Here is a 16,479-nt window from a genome sequence, read left to right on the forward strand (position 1 = left end):
CGCGCACCGGGTGACATCGCGCGAAGGCCCTTCTATAAAGCGCGCAAACAGATATTCGAGACGAGGACAGCGACATGACAATTCAGGTTTTCGGCCATAAATCGCCCGATACCGATTCCACCGGCAGCCCCATCATCTGGGCCTGGTATCTGAGCGAGATCAAGGGCACCCCGGCCAAGGCCGTCCTGCTGGGCGAGCCTAACACCGAAGCCGCCTTCATGCTGGACCGCTGGGGCCTCGAGAAGCCCGAGATCATCGCCGATGTCGAGGCCGGAGCGCCGGTCGTCATCGTCGACACCAACAACCCCGCAGAGCTTCCCGCGTCGATCAATGCCGCCGATATCCAGGGCATCATCGACCATCACAAGCTGGTCGGCGGGCTTGAGACCAAGGGCCCCATCGAGATCCGGATGGAGCCGCTGGCCTGCACCGCCACGATCATGTGGAAGATGATCGGCGACGATATCGCCCAGGCCCCCGAGGCCATCAAGGGCGCGATGCTGACCTGCATCCTGTCCGACACGCTCGAGTTCCGGTCGCCCACGACGACGCAGGAAGACAAGGCGGTCGCGCATGCGCTGGCCAAGGAACTGGGGCTGGATGTGTCGGACTATTCGGCGGACATGTTCGCGGCGAAGTCCGATGTTTCGGCGTTTTCGGATGCCGCCCTGATCCGCATGGATTCCAAGGAATTCACTGTCGAAGGCGTCAAGCTGCGGGTCTCGGTTCTGGAAACCACCGCACCGGACCAGATCCTGTCACGCAAAGACAGCCTGATGGCGTCGATGAAGGACGTCTGCGCCGAGGACGGCGTCGACGAGGTCACGCTGTTCGTCGTGGACATCCTGAACGAACAGGCGACGCTGCTGGTGCCGAACGACCGGATCAAGACCATCGCCGAGAAAAGCTTTGGCGCGCAGGTCTCGGGCGACACCGTGGTTCTGCCGGGGATCATGAGCCGCAAGAAGCAGATCATCCCGAACCTCAAGATGTGATGCACAGGCTTGCGCGGCCCGGTCGATGCAGACCGGGTCACGAGGCCCATCGAGGGACCCCTGCCTTGGCGGCTTTCCTTGCACTCGGCTATCTTGCTGCGGTCAATCTTCTGAGTTGGCTGCTTTTTTTCGTGGACAAGCGGCGGTCTGTCCGGGGCGACTGGCGCATTCCCGAAAAGACGCTGATCAGCGTGGCGGTGCTGGGTGGCTGGCCCGCGGCGAAACTTGCGCAGCGCCGTCTGCGCCACAAGACCCGCAAGCAGCCTTTCGGATGGGTGCTGAACACCGTGCCGGTGATTTGGCTGGGGCTGGCGGGCCTGATCGCGGGTGTGTATCTGGCGACCGGCTGATCGCGCGGGGGCGCGCCAGACCGCGCCGGTCTGGTCTTCCCGGCCCATGCACCCCATAACCGACCCGAACCGCAGGAGCCGCATCATGTCCCAGATCATCCAGTCGCTTTCCGACATCTCCGCGCCCTATGACGCGCTTTTCGTCGACCTCTGGGGCTGCGTGCACAACGGCGTCACCGCCTATCCCGACGCCATCTCGACGTTGCAGGCGTTTCGCGCGACGGGCGGCAAGGTGGTGCTTTTGACCAATGCGCCGCGTCCCCGCGACAGCGTTGCGGCCCAGATCGCCAGACTGGGCGTGCCGGACGATGCCTGGGACACCATCGCCACCTCGGGCGACTCGGCGCGGGCGGCGATGTACCGGGGCGCTGTCGGCAGCAAGGTCTGGTTCATCGGAGAGCCGCATGACCAAAGCTTCTTTACGCCGCTCCATATCGTCGAGAACCCGGTCGAGATCACCCGCGTCGAGTTGGAAAACGCCGAGGGCATCGTCTGCTGCGGCCCATTCGATCCGCATGCCGAGCCCGATGTGATGCGCCCGCAATTCCTTTATGCCAAGCAGAAGGGTCTGAAACTGCTTTGCGCCAATCCCGATCTCGTCGTGGATCGCGGCGAGCAACGCGAATATTGCGCTGGCGCGCTGGCGAAGCTTTATACCGAAATGGGCGGAGAGAGCCTCTATTTTGGCAAACCGCATCCGCCGATCTACGATCTCGCCCGCAACCGTCTGGCCGAGCTGGGCGATGTTCCGAGCGACGCCAACATCCTTGCCATCGGCGACGGGCCGCACACGGATATCAGCGGCGCGATGGGCGAGGATATCGACTCGCTGTTCATTTCCGGAGGGCTTGCCGCAGCCGAGACCGGGACCCAGACGCAGCCCGATCCGGCGGCGCTTGCAGCGTACCTGGCCAAGGCCGGCATCTCGCCGACCTACACCATCGGCTTCTTGCGCTAACCGGGCAGGGACCGGTGCGCTACGACCAATGGCACCTTGCGCCCCGGGCCGGTACCGAAATATCCTTGCGCGCACGGCCATGGATTTCGGCCATTCGTTACCGAGGCACACAGTCAGCGCCAAAAGGAGGGCATCATGTCCGACGAGACGCAACGCGGCACCATTCCGATTGAAGACATCGAGATCGGCATGTCGCGCCACCTGAAGAAGAAGATCACCGATCAAGACATCGAAATGTTCGCCGAGGTCTCGACCGATCGCAACCCGGTGCACCTGGACGATGGCTATGCGCGCGACACCATCTTCGGAGGGCGCATCGCCCACGGAATGCTGACTGCGGGGCTGATCTCGGCGGTGATCGGCGAACAGCTTCCGGGTCACGGCACGGTCTACATGAGCCAGACGCTGAAATTCAAGGCACCGGTGCGCCCCGGAGACATCGTCCATGCGGAAGTGACCGTGACCGCCATCGACGCCGCCAAGCGCCGCGTCACGCTGGAATGTCACTGCGCGGTCGACGGCAAGAACGTCCTCGTCGGCGAGGCACTGGTCCTCGCGCCGACCCGCCAGCCCGATTGACGCCCGAGGTCGGCACAATCTTGATCAAGATTGTGTCCCGGCGCATTGACCGCCGGGCATCGCTTGCACAGTACGGGCTGCAAAGCTAATCCCGGGGCATGCGCATCTTTCGCGATCACACATCCATTCCGAACGATGCCCGCGGCGCAAGTGCGGCCATCGGCAATTTCGACGGCGTCCATCTCGGGCACCGTTCGGTGCTGGAACTGGCACGGGAGGCGGCCCACGGCGCGCCGCTTGGCGTGCTGACCTTCGAGCCGCACCCGCGCGAATTCTTTGCCCCCGACGCGCCGCCCTTCCGGCTGACCTCGGCGGCGGCGCGGGCGTCGCGGCTGGCAAAGCTCGGGGTCGAGACACTGTTCGAACTGCCCTTCGATGCCGCGCTTTCCGGGTTGACGCCCGAGGCCTTCGCGCAGCGGGTGCTGGCGGACGGGCTGGGCCTGACGCACGCGGTGGTCGGCGCGGATTTCCGTTTCGGCAAGGGCCGCGCGGGCACCGCCGACGATCTGGTGGCATTCGGTCGCGCCATGGGCTTCGGGGTGACCGTCGCCCCGCTGATCACCAATGGCACCGGGCAGATCTCGTCGACCGCGATCCGCGACGCGCTGAGCGCCGGACGTCCACGCGATGCCGCCGGTCTTCTGGGCCACTGGCACCGCATCGAGGGCCCGGTTCTGCATGGTGAAAAGCGCGGGCGGGGGCTGGGCTATCCCACCGCCAACATGTCCATAGACGGGCTCCATCCGCCACGCTTCGGCGTCTATGCGGTCTTTGTCGATGTGTTGGACGGCCCGCATCAAGGCACCTACCGGGGGGCTGCTTCGGTCGGTGTGCGACCGATGTTCGGTGAAAACCGCGCCAACATCGAAACCTTCCTGTTTGATTTCAAGGGCGACCTCTACGGCACACAGCTGTCGGTTGGGCTGGTCGACTTCCTGCGTCCGGAAGAGACGTTCGACGACCTCGACGCGCTGATTGCGCAGATGGATGACGATTGCGCCCGCGCCCGGGCGATTCTGGCCAAGGCATGAGCGACGATCCCATCGAGCGCAACGGCCTGACCCCCCGCTTCTGGGAAGAAAAGCCCCTCGCGCGGATGTCGCCTGCCGAATGGGAGGCGCTCTGCGACGGGTGCGGCAAGTGCTGCCTCAACAAGCTTGAGGACGAAGACACCGGCCAGGTCGAACTGACCCGCATCGCCTGCCGCCTGTTCGACGACGCCACCTGTCGCTGCGCGAAATACGACACCCGCCACAGCTTTGTGCCCGAGTGCATCGTGCTGAACCCCAAGACCATCGCGCAGCACGCCTACTGGCTGCCCCGGACCTGCGCCTACCGGCTGCTCTGGGACGGCCGGCCGCTTTACGACTGGCATCCGCTGATCTCGGGCACCGCCGAAAGCGTGCATGAGGCCGGGGTTTCGGTACGGGGCATGACTGTGCCAGAGTTCGAGATCGACGAGGATGATTGGGAAGACCATATCATCGAGGAACCCCACTAGGACGCAGCCCCATGTTTTTCGCCTCTGACAATTCCGGCCCGGTGCCGCAGCAGATCCTCGATGCGGTGGCCCGCGGCAATGCAGGCCACGTCAAGGGCTATGGCGACGATGCATTGAGCCTTGAGGTCGCCGACAGCCTGCGCGCCCTGTTCGAGGCCCCGGGGGCCGCGGTCTACCTGGTGCCCACCGGAACCGTCGCCAATTGCCTGGCGCTGGCTTGCCTCGCGCGGCCATGGGACGCGATCTTCTGCACCCCGCCCGCCCATATCGAGGAAGACGAATGCAACGCGCCCGAGTTTTTCACCGGCGGCGCCAAGCTGCGGCTGGTGGGCCAGGGCGACAGGTTCGATCCGAAGGTGCTGCGCGCGGCAATCGCGGCGTCGGGCGGGTCCGTGCACAACGCCCAGCGCGGTGCCGTGTCGATCACGCAAGCGACGGAGAAGGGCAATATCTACAGTCTGGAAGCGTTGCAGGCGGTCACGGCGGTCGCGAAGGAATTTGGCCTGCCGGTGCATCTAGATGGGGCGCGTTTTGCCAATGCCTGCGTCGCGCTTGGCTGCACACCCGCCGAGATGAGCTGGAAGGCAGGCATCGACGTGGCGGTTTTCGGCGGTACCAAGAACGGGCTGATGGGGGCCGAGGCGGTGCTCCTGTTCGACCCCGACAAGGCGCAGGAGTTCGAGCTGCGCCGCAAGCGCGCGGGGCATCTCTTTTCCAAGCACCGCTACCTCGCAGCGCAGATGCAGGGCTATCTGCAGGACAACCTGTGGCGCGATCTGGCGACGCAGGCCAACGCCAAGACCCAGCGTCTGCTGGCCGGATTGCGCGGCGTGGGAGAGATCGAGAACGATCCGCAGGTCAACATGATCTTCGCCCGCCTGCCCCGCCGCCTGCACGCCAGGGCGTTCAAGGCCGGAGCGTATTACTACGCACAGGCAGATGTGACGGCAGGCGACCCCGAAGAGATGGTCAGCGCGCGCTTTGTCTGCGACTGGTCCATCGCCGACGACCAGATCGATCGCTACCTCGAGGTGATCGGGGCGTGAACCCCGCCATGGGTTGCGCGCGACCTGCCCCGTTTTGCGGGCACCTTCGACCGACGCCGCGCCAAAAACGCGACAAGGCAGCACCGGGCACTTGACCGGGTCCTGCCCGTCCCGTCGCGCGGGACATGTCGGTCAGGGTGTGCCCCGCCGGACGGTCAGTTCATCTGGAACTGCGGCTCATAGCTGCCGTCGTTGAACTGCCCGAACAGGTCCGAGATATCCGGGTGATCCACCGGCTCGCCGGAATAATCCGCCACCAGGTTCTGTTCGGACACATAGGCCACGTAGAAGCTTTGGTCGTTCTCGGCCAGCAGGTGATAGAACGGCTGCTCCTTCACCGGGCGGCTTTCCTCGGGGATGGACTCGTACCATTCATCGGTGTTCGAAAACTCCGGATCCACGTCGAACACCACACCGCGAAACGGATGTCTGCGATGTCGGACCACCTGGCCAAGCTTGTATTTTGCGCGCTGTGTATGCATGGGCATGATCCTCTACCCTTGGAACTTAGCGCTTACAACGCCGGTTTGTCCATTTTTCCGCCCTATTTTTGCCGGAAACACTCTGTCCCGAAGTGACGGGCAAACCGAGTCGCCGGCGCATCGCGGGCTGATGACAGACATTTCGGGCGGAGACCGGCCAGTTGCAAGGTCCGGACGCGATTCTGCCCCGATTGTGATTTCCTCGCGCGGCGGTTTTCGCTAAACTCTTCGCCAAGAGCCGAAAACGGCCAAGACAAAAGCGAGAGGCAGATGAGCAGAATCTTTCGCGCACTCGTGATCGTATTGTTGGCGGCATCCTGCGGTGGCGGGGGCGGCAACACGACAACAGCCGCGCCATCCGACCTGGAGAACGCCTGTTCGATCCTGAGAGAGCGCCCGCAATATTACAGCGCATTCCGCGCCGCAGAGCGTAAATGGCGCGTGCCGGTGCACGTGCAGATGGCCACGATCTACCAGGAAAGCAAGTTCATCGGCGATGCGCGCACGCCGTTCCGCTACCGTCTGGGCGTCATCCCGGTGGGTCGCCAAAGCTCTGCCTTCGGGTATAGCCAGGCGCTGAACGGCACCTGGGAGGAATACCAGGAACAGCAGGGCCGCCGCCGCAGCCAGCGCGACGATATCAAGGACGCCACGGATTTCATGGGCTGGTACATGGCGCAGACGACGCAGCAACTGGGTATTTCGCCAAGCGATGCGCGCAACCAGTATCTCGCCTATCACGAAGGCCGCACCGGGTATCGCCGGGGCACGTATAATTCGAAAAGCTGGCTGCTGCGCGTCGCCGACGAGGTCGGGCAACGCTCGATCGTCTATCAGGCCCAGCTTTCGGGCTGCCGCTACGCGCGGTGAGCGCGGGCTAGGCCGGAATGCGGCATCCCCGGGCCTGACCCAGGGATGACCGATGTCGGCGTGTGCACCGCGACGGCGGCCCGCCCTAGTTCGACGCCGCGATCTCGCGGTCGATGTTGAAAAGCGCGCTCGGCAAATTCTTCTTGCGCAGCGCACCGAGGATGACCGTGGTCGTCTGACCGTTCTGGTCGGTGACGATCCATTGGCGCAGCTCGACCGGATTGTCGGTGAACTTCATCTCGATGGTGCCGTATTCCGTCCGCTTGGGATCGCGTGCCTTCACGATGGTGGCGGTGCCGTCATAGGAATGGCCCACGACCATGCCCTTGGCGCCAAGGTTGACGTTCTGCGCGAGGATGATCGACAAGGGCGTCTGGTTCAGCGGGTAGGTCTCGGGCTGGCCGCCGACCTTGCGGTCGATGATCACCACGGTGCCCCGACCCGCCATCACCAGCGCCTGCTCGGGCGGGTTGTAGTCGAAACGCATCTTGCCCGGGCGCGACAAGGCCAGCGATCCGGTCGAGATGGTGCCATCGGAATTGACCTGGGTAAAATCGCTCTGCGCGGTGCGGATGCCGTTGAGGTAGTTCGAGATCTCGCCAAGCGACAGCTTGTCCGCCGCGGCCTGTCCCGCGAGCGTCAGGCTCAGTCCGAGGGCGGCAATGAAACCGGTAATACGCATGTGGGTCCGTCCTTTGCTTGCGTGTCTTGGGGTACGATATGGGGCAGCCCCCCCCGATATGCGATAGCCGCTGACGGCAATGCGATATTTTGGCGTTCCACTGCACGCGGCAAGCGGCCCTTGGGGCCACCCTGCGACACGACGAGGCCCCGGATCGGGTCCGGGGCCTGTTGCACGTGCCGATGGAGGCGGTCTCAGACCGGTTCGGGGATCAGGATCTCGCGCTTGCCGACGTGATTCGCGGACGAGACGACCTGATTCTCCTCCATCTGCTCGACCAGGCGCGCGGCCTTGTTGTAGCCGATGCCGAGCTTGCGCTGGATATACGAGGTCGAGCATTTGCGGTCCCGCGCGACGATCTCGACGGCTTCGTCGTATTGCGCATCCTCGCCGCCGGTATTGCCCCCGGTATTGAGCCCGAGCACCGCATCGATGTTGTCGGCCTTTTCATCCGCCGGGCCTTCGACGACGCCACCGACATAAGAGGGCGGACCGAAGGCCTTGAGGTGGTTGACCACCTCCTCGACCTCTTCGTCCGACACGAACGGACCGTGGCAGCGGGTGATCTTGGCCCCACCCGCCATATAAAGCATGTCGCCCTGGCCCAGCAGTTGCTCCGCACCCATTTCGCCCAGGATGGTGCGGCTGTCGATCTTGGACGTCACCTGGAAGGAAATCCGCGTCGGGAAGTTGGCCTTGATGGTGCCGGTGATCACATCGACCGACGGGCGCTGCGTCGCCATGATCAGGTGAATGCCGGACGCCCGGGCCATCTGTGCCAGACGCTGGATGCAGGCTTCGATCTCCTTGCCCGCGACCATCATCAGGTCGGCCATCTCGTCGACGATGACGACGATATAGGGCATTTTCCGGGGCTCGAATTCCTCGGTCTCGAAGACGGGCTCACCGGTTTCGTCGTCGAACCCGGTCTGCACCGTACGCGAGAACATCTCGCCCTTTTTCAGCGCATCCTCGACCCGGCCATTATAGCCGTCGATGTTGCGCACACCCATCTTGGACATCTTGCGATAGCGGTCCTCCATCTCGCCGACGACCCATTTCAGCGCCACAACCGCCTTCTTGGGGTCGGTCACGACGGGGCTCAGCAGATGCGGGATGCCGTCATAGACGCTGAGTTCCAGCATCTTCGGGTCGATCATGATCAGGCGGCAATCGTCCGGCGTCAGCTTGTAGAGCAGCGACAGGATCATGGTGTTGATCGCGACGGACTTGCCCGACCCGGTGGTGCCCGCGATCAGCAGGTGCGGCATCTTCGACAGGTTGGCGACAACCGGATCGCCGCCGATATCCTTGCCCAGCGCCAGCGGCAGGCGCTGCGTGCCGTCGCCGTAGGCGCGCGACGACAGGATCTCGCGGAAGGACACCATCTCGCGGTTGTCATTGGGCAGCTCGATGCCGATCACCGACCGTCCCGGCACGGTCGAGACCCGCGCCGACAGCGCCGACATCGACCGCGCGATGTCATCCGCCAGCCCGATCACGCGGCTGGCCTTGAGACCCGGCGCGGGCTCAAGCTCGTACATGGTGACGACGGGGCCGGGGCGAACGCTGACGATCTCGCCCTTGACGCCGTAATCGTCGAGGACGACCTCCAGCATGCGAGCGTTTTCCTCCAGCGCCTCGTCGGACAGGTGATGCCGTTCGATGCGGTCGGGATTGGCCAGCAAGGACAGTGGCGGCAACTCGAAATCCTCGGCGCGGTCCTCGAAGGCAAGGCTGGGCTGCGCTTCGGCACGGGCGCGCTTGGACACCGGGACGGGCTTGCGCGCGGCGGGCTGGACGACCTTTTTCGGCGGCGCGACCGGCACGACCGGGCGCTCGGCCACGGGCTGCGGTTCGAACTCGGAGAAATCATGGACGTCGTAGTCGTCGTCGTCGTCCTCATCCTCGATCGCAATGAACGCATCATCCTGCGGGGCTGGCGGGACGGTTGCGGGCGCACGGCTGAGCACGCGCGGGGATTGCGCCGCGGGCGCGGGCGGGGCTGTCTGGACGGCCGGTCGCGCGGCAGAAGCCTGCGCGGGCACCTCAAGCGTCGGCATCGTCGCGCCCGCGACATGGGCTGTCGTCGCGGCCATGGCAGCGGCGGTCCCGGCGGTCAGGGGCGGCTCCTGGCGCAGGCCGACGGGGGCGGTCTGGCCGGGGGTGTAGATCAGCGGATCGGGTCTGCGCCCCCGGCCCTTTGTCAGGGGTGCCTCGGCGGTGATGCGGGTCTCGGGCACGCGGCGCAGCTTGGCCTTGACTGCATCGGCGATCTTGGCGCTGACCCGGGCATCCTCGGGCATATCCGCGTCCGGGGCGAGGTCCGGTTCGACCAGTTCCGGCTCAAGGGTCTGCGGTTCGGACCGGGGCATCAGCCGCGACAGAAAGCTGCCGCGCTCGGGTTGTACCCGCTCCGAAGCCTGCGCCTCGGCGGCGACGGCGGCGGCGTGGGACGCCGGGGCCGCAACGGCCTGCATCGCAGGTTTGGCGGGTGCCTTCAGCGGCGGTGCTGCCGGCGGGCGCTGCGCGGTCAGTTGCGGCTCTGCGCGCATGACCCGGTCGCGCGGCGCGGCCACCCGGGCTTCTGCTGCGGCCTCTGCGGCGGACCAGGCGTCGGTCTGTGCGGCCTCTTCCGCGCGGGCAGTACGCCGCGCCGCCGAGGCTGACTGGACAGCCTGCGCGCTGCGCACAGCACCCGAAGCGCCTTGCCCCAGCACCTTCAGGAGACCGGCATAGGCCATCACCACACCGATCATCACGGCCCGGCTGGCATGGGACAATTCAAGCCGCGTAAAGCCCAGAACGAAGACGCCGAAGATCAGCACGAATACCGCGAAGACCATCATCGCCAGCTTCAACGACGCGCCCGCGCCCAGTGGCAGGAAGGTCAGCACAGACCCCATGGCCATGTCGCCGAACAGTCCGCCCAGGCCGAAACTGTGGGTCCATTCCGGCCCCGGCACCTGCCCGGCGGCAAAGACCGACAGCAACGCCACCCAGATCGGCGCAAAGACCACCCGGCCCATCGCGCGCTCTTCGCCGCGATGCAGGATCAGGCGCAGACCCCAGATCACCAGAACGGCGGCGATCGCCCAGGCGCCGCGGCCCACGATCATGTAGAGCGGTGCCGCCACAGCCGCGCCCAGCCGACCCATCCAGTTCTGCACCGGCGCATCGGTGGCAGCGATCCAGGACGGGTCGGTGGACGAATAGGATCCGATCATGGCCGCGGCCATCAGGCCGACGCCCACCAGTGCAATGCCCAGAAGTTCCTTGCCACGCTTTTCGATCGCAGCCTGCATGTCGCTGTCAAAGAGCGGTTCGCGTCCCCGTGCCGGATAAGCCATTCATCGCCTCGCGTTGGTCTTTTTTTATTGTCGGTTCGTTCGTGACGTCGTGTCGGTCAGTTCAGTCGTGTCGGTCGTTTCAGTCGTAAAGACAGGCCCGCAACCGCGTCAGCCCGTCTGTCATTTCGTCCAGGGGCGCGACCATGGCGACCCTGATGTATCCCTTGCCGGGATTTCCGGTTTTGGTGTCCCGCGACAGGTACGCGCCGGGCAGCACCCGCACGCCTGTCTCTTGCCAAAGCCGGAGCGCCGCCGCCTCGCCGTCCTCGACCGGCAGCCACAGAAAGAACCCCGCCTCGGGCGCGTTGGCCCCGTCGATACCGCGAAACACCGCGTCGGCGCTGCCGTATTTCTCGACGTAGAGACGGCGGCTTTCGATCACGTGATCCTCGTCGGCCCAAAGCTTTTCGGCGACGCGTTGCAGGGGTGTCGGCAGCGGCGCACCGGCATAGGCCCGCAACTGCTTGATCCGCGCGATGCTTTCCGCACCACCCGCCACGAAGCCAGAGCGCAGGCCCGGCATGTTCGAGCGTTTGGACAGCGAATGAAACACCAGCACCCGCTCGGGATCGGCACCTGCGTCGCGGGCGACCTGCAATGCGCCGGTGGGGGCGGTGCCGCGGTAGATCTCGGAATAGCACTCATCGGCGAGGATCTGGAAATCGTATTGCTCGGCCAGACCGATCAGGGTTTCCCAATAGGCCCGGTCCGCCACCGCGCCTTGCGGATTGGCCGGCGAACACAGATAGGCCAGTGCCACCCGCTCCAGCGTTTCGGGCGGCAGCGCCGCATAGTCGGGCAAATGCCCGGTGGCGTCGGTCGCGGGCACGAAGATCGGCTCTGCGCCGACCGACAGGGCTGCCACGGCATAGACCTGGTAGAACGGGTTGGGCGTCAGGATGACCGGGCGCTTGCCGTTCTTCGTCTCGGGGCAGAGCGCCATGGCGGCGTTGTACAGCCCCTCGCGCGTACCATTGAGCGCCATCACCTGGCGCGCGGCATCGACATCGACATCGTAGCGCTGGCCCAGCCAGTTGGTGATCGCGGCGCGCAATTCGTCCGTGCCCTCGTTGACCGGATAGCGCGCAAATTCGCCGATACTGCCCGCCAGAACGTCGCCCACCCAGTCGGGAAAGGGATGGCGGGGTTCGCCGATGGTCATATGCACGACCGGCCCCCCTGGCGCATGGGCGTCAAGAAGTGCCCGCAAACGCGGGAACGCATAGGCCGGAAGGTCCGAAAACCGTTCGGGAAACATGCTCAACTGCCTCATGAATACGGGATCGTTTTCGCCCCGCTTTGGCGCGAGGATACGTCAGGTGGCCCGGTCGCGTCCAGAATTTACCCAAAGTCTCAAGGACCTGTGGCAGGAAAATCGCAGCGCCCGATAAAACCCCACGCCGAGTGTCCCGCCCCGGCCCCGCACCATCAGCGCAGGGCGCGCTCTGCCCTTGCGGCAAGCCGCAACAGCCGTGCCTCGCCCATCGGCGCCCCCATCAGCGACACCCCGACGGACGGCGCCCCGGAGGGCAGCGTGACCGCCGCCAGCCCCAACAGGTTGCCGACCCGCGTGTTGCGCAGGGTCAGCAGGTTTTCGGTCACGTAATAGGCGTCGTCCGACAGCAGGCGCGCCGCGTCGGGCGCGATATTCGGCGTTGTCGGGGCCAGAACGGCGTCGAAACCGGCCACGGCGCGGTGCCAGGCGGCACGCACCGCCTCAAGCCGGTCCCAGGCGCGGATATACATCGCGGCGGACACATCCCGCCCGCCCTCGAATCGCGCCCTGACGGGGGCGAACATGCGGTCGCCGTCCGTCTCGATGCGGTCGCCCCAAAGCGCCCAGGCCTCGCCGGTATAAAGCGTTCCCGCATCGCCCATGGGACCTTCGAGTTCGGGAAAGGCGACATCGACGATCTCGGCCCCCGCCGCGCGCAGCCGTTCCAGCGCGGCGCGGTATCCGGCGGCCACTTCGGGGCGCAGATCGTCCAGCACGATGGTCGAAAGCTGCGCGAATCGGGTGCCGCGCAGGTCACCCGGGCCGCGCAGATCGGGTCCGGGGCGACCCGACAGCACGCCAAGCAGGGCCGCCGCATCCGCCACCGTGCGCGCAAGCGGCCCCACCGTGTCGAAGCGGCGGGCCAGCGGCACGACCCCGTCCAGCGACAGCACACCTGACGTGGTCTTCAGCCCGACAAGGTTGTTCCACGCCGCGGGCACCCGCACCGAGCCGCCGGTATCCGACCCGATCGCCGCCGCTGCCAGCCCGTAGGCCACCGAGGCCGCCGCCCCCGAGGACGAACCGCCCGCCACCGCGTCCGCGTGGTTCACGCATGGCGGCGTCGCGGTCACCGGGTTCAGCCCAAGCCCGGAAAACGCCAGTTCGGACATATGCGTCTTGCCAAGGCAGACCAGCCCCATCGCCGTCGCCGCCCGCAGCACTTGCGCATCCCGCCCGGGCACCCGGCCCGCCAGCATCGCCGATCCGGCCTCGGTCGCGGTGCCCGCCGTATCAAACAGGTCCTTCCAGCTGACCGGCACCCCGTCGAGCACCGACCGACGCTGCCCGAGCCGCGCCCGCCGCGACGCCGCCTGCGCCTCGGCGCGGGCACGTTCGGGCGTCAGGCGGGCATAGATCCGGTTGCGCATCGGGTGGGCGTCGATCTTGGCAAGGAAGGCGTCGGTCAGGGCCGCCGGGTCGATCCGGCCGGCACCGATTTCCGCGCCCAGCAAACATGCCTCCATCTCGGTCCAGTCGGTCATGGCGGTCCCCTTTCTGCAGACCGCCACGCTAGCGGCGGGACGCCTCATGGACAATGCCGCGCCAAGAGGCATATTCCGCACCATGAACACAGACACAGACATCGCCATCGTCGGCGGCGGGCTGGTCGGCGGAAGCCTTGCGCTGGCGCTGGCAAAGGCAGGCTTCGCCGTCACGCTTCTGGATGCGGCACCGCGCGCCGTGCATGACGATCCGAGCTTCGACGGGCGCAGCTATGCGCTTGCCTTGGCGTCGATGCGGCTGCTGCGCAATCTCGGGCTCTGGGGCGCGCTTGCCCCCCATGCCCAGCCCATACGCGAGATCAAGGTCACCGACGGGCGCGTCGGGGATGCCGCCGTGGCGCTTGGCCTGCATTTCGACGCCGCCGAGCTGGAAGAGGGCCCGATGGGCTACATGGTCGAGGATCGCCACCTGCGCCATACCCTTCTGGACCGGCTGGCCGAAACGCCCGGCATCACGCATCGCACCGGCACCCGCGTCGTGGCGCAACAGGTGGGCGACGCCTTCGCCAGCCTGACGCTCGAGGGCGGCGAACGGATCACCGCGCGGATGATCGTCGGCGCCGATGGCCGCCAGAGCGGCACCGCTCGTCGCGCGGGCATCGGGCGCACCGGGTGGGACTACAACCAGACCGCGCTGGTCTGCGCCATCGCCCATACCCGCCCGCATCACGGCGTCGCGCATCAGTTGTTCCTGCCCTCGGGGCCGCTTGCGATCCTGCCGCTCACCGGCAACCGGTCCTCCATCGTCTGGAGCGAAAAGCGCGGTCTGGCAGAGGACATCAACGCGCTGTCGGACGCCAACTACCTGCGCGTCCTGCGCCCCCGCTTCGGCGATTTTCTGGGCGAGATTGCGCTTGCGGGCGACCGCTTCACCTATCCGCTGAACCTCACGCTGGCGCAGGGCTTTACCGCGCCCCGGCTGGCGCTGGTGGGCGACGCGGCGCATGGCATCCACCCGATCGCGGGTCAGGGGCTGAATGCCGGGCTGCGCGATGTCGCGGCGCTGGCGCATGTACTGAGTGCCGCGCGGCACCGGGGCGAGGCCCCCGGCGCGGCGGACGTGCTCGACCGCTATGCCCGCTGGCGGCGCTTCGACACGGCAACGCTGGGCCTTGCCACGGACGCATTCAACCGATTGTTCTCGAACAACAGCGTGGTCCTGCGCACCCTGCGCGACATCGGCATGATGGCGGTGAACGCCGCCCCGGGCCTGCGCCGCAGCGTCATGCGCGAAGCCGCGGGCCTGACCGGCGAATTGCCCGACCTCATGGCCCGGGACTTGCCGTGACCGGGGGCCGCGCCGGGTCGCCTGCATCCGCGTGCTGACCTGATCCGCGTCGCCCCACGTACCGAAATCCGGTCGCAGCCGCCTCAGCCCGGGCGCAGGCCCGTCTCGACCAGCATGCCCTGGCGCTTGGCCTCGTAGTAATAGCCCCGCGAATACCACTTCACCGCGGTGTCATAGCTGCCATCCGACAACAGCCACGCGCCGCGCAGGTATTTCACCGCGTATTTCAGATTGGTCTCCGCATCCAGAAGATCCGAGGCACTGCCCCGGAACCCCATGCCACGTGCGGTCGCGGGCAGGATCTGCATCAGTCCGTAATAGGGCCCGTTGCGCGCCCCGGGCCGGTGGGTGCTTTCGCGAATGACGACGCGGTGGACCAGCGGGCGCGGCACGCCGTAGAAATCGGCATATTCGTTGATCAGCGCGCGCAGTTCCGGCGTCTCGTTGGGATAGAGCGGCACCGCAGGCTGAACGGCGGCGAAGCTGCGTGTCTCGGTGTCGGTCGCCATATAGGCCGCGAACGAGGTGCCGCAGGCAGGCAGGGCGACAAGGGCGGCAAGGCAGATAAGGCAAGCTTTGCGCATGCGAGGGGTCTTTCGATCCGTTGAACCTGACCAAGCGATGCCGCGCCCCGATGCATTTGACCAGCCCCGCGCGCGCGCGTCGGCAGCCGACCGCGCAACCGCTTGCCAAATCCCGCCGATCGCCGCACCTTCGCCGCATGACACAGACGCTGCTCTCGCTGGGCCATGGCTACACCGCCCGCGCCCTCGCCCGCCGTCTCCTGCCGCAGGGCTGGACGGTGATCGGCACCACCCGCGACCCGGCCAGGATCGAGGGGCTGCGCGCCACCGGGGTCACCCCCATCCTCTGGACCCGCGACGCCGTGTCTGCCGCGCTGGCCGACGCCACGCACCTGCTGATCTCGGCCGCCCCCGGCAAGGACGCAGACCCGGCCCTGGCCCTGGCTGGCGACGCCATCGCCGCGCGTGCCGCGGATCTCGACTGGGCGGGCTATCTCTCGACCACCGGCGTCTATGGCGACGCGGGCGGCGGCTGGGTCGACGAGACGACACCGCCCGCCCCCACCACAGACCGCGGCCGGGCCCGCGTTGCCGCCGAGGCGCAATGGTCGGCGATCCCCGGCCTGCCGCTGCACATCTTTCGCCTGGCGGGCATCTACGGCCCGGGGCGCGGCCCCTTCGCCAAGCTGCGCGCCGGTCGTGCCCAGCGCGTCGTCAAGCCCGGTCAGGTGTTCAGCCGCATCCATGTGGACGATATCGCCCGCGTGCTCGACGCCTCGATCGCCCGGCCCGCACCCGGCACGGTCTACAACGTCTGCGACGACGATCCCGCCCCGCCGCAGGACGTCATCGCTTTCGCCGCATCCCTGCTGGGTCTGCCGGTCCCGCCCGAGGTCGACTTCGACGACGCCGACATGTCGGCCATGGCGCGCAGCTTCTACGCCGACAACAAGCGCGTCTCCAATACCCGGATCAAGACCGATCTCGGCGTCGCCCTCGCCTATCCCGATTACCGCACGGGTCTGCGGGCCCTGGTCGGCGACGCGGCCTGACCGCAATCCCGTGACGGGACA

General features: G+C 66.6%; 16 protein-coding genes. 10 read left to right on the plus strand and 6 right to left on the minus strand.

The features are described 5' to 3' along the window. The first annotated feature begins 74 nt into the window (after window positions 1-74). The 7 genes from ACXYMN_RS14310 to ACXYMN_RS14340 all read left to right on the plus strand — a co-directional run bounded on the left by ACXYMN_RS14310 (window position 75) and on the right by ACXYMN_RS14340 (window position 5,429). On the plus strand, window positions 75-995 hold the full coding sequence (locus ACXYMN_RS14310; protein ID WP_459014395.1) for a manganese-dependent inorganic pyrophosphatase: 921 nt from the start codon (window positions 75-77) through the stop codon (window positions 993-995). Window positions 996-1,060: 65 nt separating this feature from the next. Then, window positions 1,061-1,345, plus strand: coding sequence for a DUF1294 domain-containing protein (locus tag ACXYMN_RS14315; RefSeq protein ID WP_459014396.1), 285 nt, complete (start codon window positions 1,061-1,063; stop codon window positions 1,343-1,345). Between the two features lie 85 nt (window positions 1,346-1,430). Beyond that, on the plus strand, window positions 1,431-2,303 hold the full coding sequence (locus ACXYMN_RS14320) for a TIGR01459 family HAD-type hydrolase (protein ID WP_459014397.1): 873 nt from the start codon (window positions 1,431-1,433) through the stop codon (window positions 2,301-2,303). Between the two features lie 135 nt (window positions 2,304-2,438). Further along, window positions 2,439-2,882, plus strand: coding sequence for a MaoC family dehydratase (locus ACXYMN_RS14325; protein WP_459014398.1), 444 nt, complete (start codon window positions 2,439-2,441; stop codon window positions 2,880-2,882). 98 nt (window positions 2,883-2,980) lie between these two features. After that, complete coding sequence (locus tag ACXYMN_RS14330; protein WP_459014399.1) at window positions 2,981-3,913, plus strand: bifunctional riboflavin kinase/FAD synthetase; 933 nt, start codon at window positions 2,981-2,983, stop codon at window positions 3,911-3,913. After that, window positions 3,910-4,383 (plus strand): YcgN family cysteine cluster protein, encoded by a 474-nt coding sequence (locus tag ACXYMN_RS14335; RefSeq protein ID WP_459014400.1) that lies wholly within the window; start codon window positions 3,910-3,912, stop codon window positions 4,381-4,383. Before ACXYMN_RS14330 ends, ACXYMN_RS14335 begins: the two co-directional genes overlap by 4 nt. 11 nt (window positions 4,384-4,394) lie before the next feature. Beyond that, window positions 4,395-5,429 (plus strand): threonine aldolase family protein, encoded by a 1,035-nt coding sequence (locus tag ACXYMN_RS14340; protein ID WP_459014401.1) that lies wholly within the window; start codon window positions 4,395-4,397, stop codon window positions 5,427-5,429. A 155-nt stretch (window positions 5,430-5,584) separates the two neighbouring features. Here the strand turns inward: ACXYMN_RS14340 and hspQ are convergent, their stop codons facing one another. Then, entirely contained in the window at window positions 5,585-5,911 is a 327-nt protein-coding gene (hspQ, locus tag ACXYMN_RS14345) for a heat shock protein HspQ (RefSeq protein WP_459014461.1), read from the minus strand. A 270-nt stretch (window positions 5,912-6,181) separates the two neighbouring features. Between hspQ and ACXYMN_RS14350 the strand changes: the two genes are divergently transcribed. After that, window positions 6,182-6,781: a transglycosylase SLT domain-containing protein gene (locus ACXYMN_RS14350; protein ID WP_459014402.1), complete on the plus strand. Its 600-nt coding sequence runs from the start codon at window positions 6,182-6,184 to the stop codon at window positions 6,779-6,781. Between the two features lie 85 nt (window positions 6,782-6,866). Here ACXYMN_RS14350 and ACXYMN_RS14355 read toward each other — a convergent pair whose 3' ends face one another. From ACXYMN_RS14355 to ACXYMN_RS14370, 4 genes are all read right to left on the minus strand, one after another. Continuing rightward, a complete protein-coding gene (locus ACXYMN_RS14355) occupies window positions 6,867-7,463 on the minus strand; it encodes a LolA family protein (protein WP_459014403.1) in 597 nt (198 codons plus the stop codon). 194 nt (window positions 7,464-7,657) lie between these two features. Next, window positions 7,658-10,813 (minus strand): DNA translocase FtsK, encoded by a 3,156-nt coding sequence (locus ACXYMN_RS14360; protein ID WP_459014404.1) that lies wholly within the window; start codon window positions 10,811-10,813, stop codon window positions 7,658-7,660. Window positions 10,814-10,892: 79 nt separating this feature from the next. Continuing rightward, window positions 10,893-12,071 (minus strand): aminotransferase class I/II-fold pyridoxal phosphate-dependent enzyme, encoded by a 1,179-nt coding sequence (locus tag ACXYMN_RS14365; RefSeq protein ID WP_459014462.1) that lies wholly within the window; start codon window positions 12,069-12,071, stop codon window positions 10,893-10,895. A gap of 170 nt (window positions 12,072-12,241) precedes the next feature. Beyond that, window positions 12,242-13,573: an amidase gene (locus tag ACXYMN_RS14370; protein ID WP_459014405.1), complete on the minus strand. Its 1,332-nt coding sequence runs from the start codon at window positions 13,571-13,573 to the stop codon at window positions 12,242-12,244. 82 nt (window positions 13,574-13,655) lie between these two features. On the opposite strand from ACXYMN_RS14370, the gene ACXYMN_RS14375 reads away from it, so the two are divergent. Further along, window positions 13,656-14,882: a UbiH/UbiF/VisC/COQ6 family ubiquinone biosynthesis hydroxylase gene (locus ACXYMN_RS14375; RefSeq protein WP_459014406.1), complete on the plus strand. Its 1,227-nt coding sequence runs from the start codon at window positions 13,656-13,658 to the stop codon at window positions 14,880-14,882. 83 nt (window positions 14,883-14,965) lie between these two features. Here the strand turns inward: ACXYMN_RS14375 and ACXYMN_RS14380 are convergent, their stop codons facing one another. Beyond that, window positions 14,966-15,466, minus strand: a complete 501-nt coding sequence (locus ACXYMN_RS14380) for a transglycosylase SLT domain-containing protein (RefSeq protein ID WP_459014407.1) — start codon at window positions 15,464-15,466, stop codon at window positions 14,966-14,968. Window positions 15,467-15,603: 137 nt separating this feature from the next. Here ACXYMN_RS14380 and ACXYMN_RS14385 point away from each other — a divergent pair, with 137 nt between their 5' ends. Next, window positions 15,604-16,458 (plus strand): SDR family oxidoreductase, encoded by an 855-nt coding sequence (locus tag ACXYMN_RS14385; RefSeq protein ID WP_459014408.1) that lies wholly within the window; start codon window positions 15,604-15,606, stop codon window positions 16,456-16,458. Window positions 16,459-16,479 lie beyond the last annotated feature (21 nt).

Source organism: Roseivivax sp. CAU 1753, from assembly GCF_054482575.1.

Bases quoted from the DNA above. Each gene is read 5' to 3' on its own strand.
- ACXYMN_RS14375 (WP_459014406.1), top strand. From the start codon at position 13,656: ATGAACACAGACACAGACATCGCCATCGTCGGCGGCGGGCTGGTCGGC.
- ACXYMN_RS14350 (WP_459014402.1), top strand. From the start codon at position 6,182: ATGAGCAGAATCTTTCGCGCACTCGTGATCGTATTGTTGGCGGCATCC.
- ACXYMN_RS14330 (WP_459014399.1), top strand. From the start codon at position 2,981: ATGCGCATCTTTCGCGATCACACATCCATTCCGAACGATGCCCGCGGC.
- hspQ (WP_459014461.1), bottom strand. From the start codon at position 5,911: ATGCATACACAGCGCGCAAAATACAAGCTTGGCCAGGTGGTCCGACAT.
- ACXYMN_RS14310 (WP_459014395.1), top strand. From the start codon at position 75: ATGACAATTCAGGTTTTCGGCCATAAATCGCCCGATACCGATTCCACC.
- ACXYMN_RS14320 (WP_459014397.1), top strand. From the start codon at position 1,431: ATGTCCCAGATCATCCAGTCGCTTTCCGACATCTCCGCGCCCTATGAC.
- ACXYMN_RS14385 (WP_459014408.1), top strand. From the start codon at position 15,604: ATGACACAGACGCTGCTCTCGCTGGGCCATGGCTACACCGCCCGCGCC.
- ACXYMN_RS14325 (WP_459014398.1), top strand. From the start codon at position 2,439: ATGTCCGACGAGACGCAACGCGGCACCATTCCGATTGAAGACATCGAG.
- ACXYMN_RS14360 (WP_459014404.1), bottom strand. From the start codon at position 10,813: ATGGCTTATCCGGCACGGGGACGCGAACCGCTCTTTGACAGCGACATG.
- ACXYMN_RS14335 (WP_459014400.1), top strand. From the start codon at position 3,910: ATGAGCGACGATCCCATCGAGCGCAACGGCCTGACCCCCCGCTTCTGG.
- ACXYMN_RS14340 (WP_459014401.1), top strand. From the start codon at position 4,395: ATGTTTTTCGCCTCTGACAATTCCGGCCCGGTGCCGCAGCAGATCCTC.
- ACXYMN_RS14365 (WP_459014462.1), bottom strand. From the start codon at position 12,071: ATGTTTCCCGAACGGTTTTCGGACCTTCCGGCCTATGCGTTCCCGCGT.
- ACXYMN_RS14355 (WP_459014403.1), bottom strand. From the start codon at position 7,463: ATGCGTATTACCGGTTTCATTGCCGCCCTCGGACTGAGCCTGACGCTC.
- ACXYMN_RS14370 (WP_459014405.1), bottom strand. From the start codon at position 13,573: ATGACCGACTGGACCGAGATGGAGGCATGTTTGCTGGGCGCGGAAATC.
- ACXYMN_RS14380 (WP_459014407.1), bottom strand. From the start codon at position 15,466: ATGCGCAAAGCTTGCCTTATCTGCCTTGCCGCCCTTGTCGCCCTGCCT.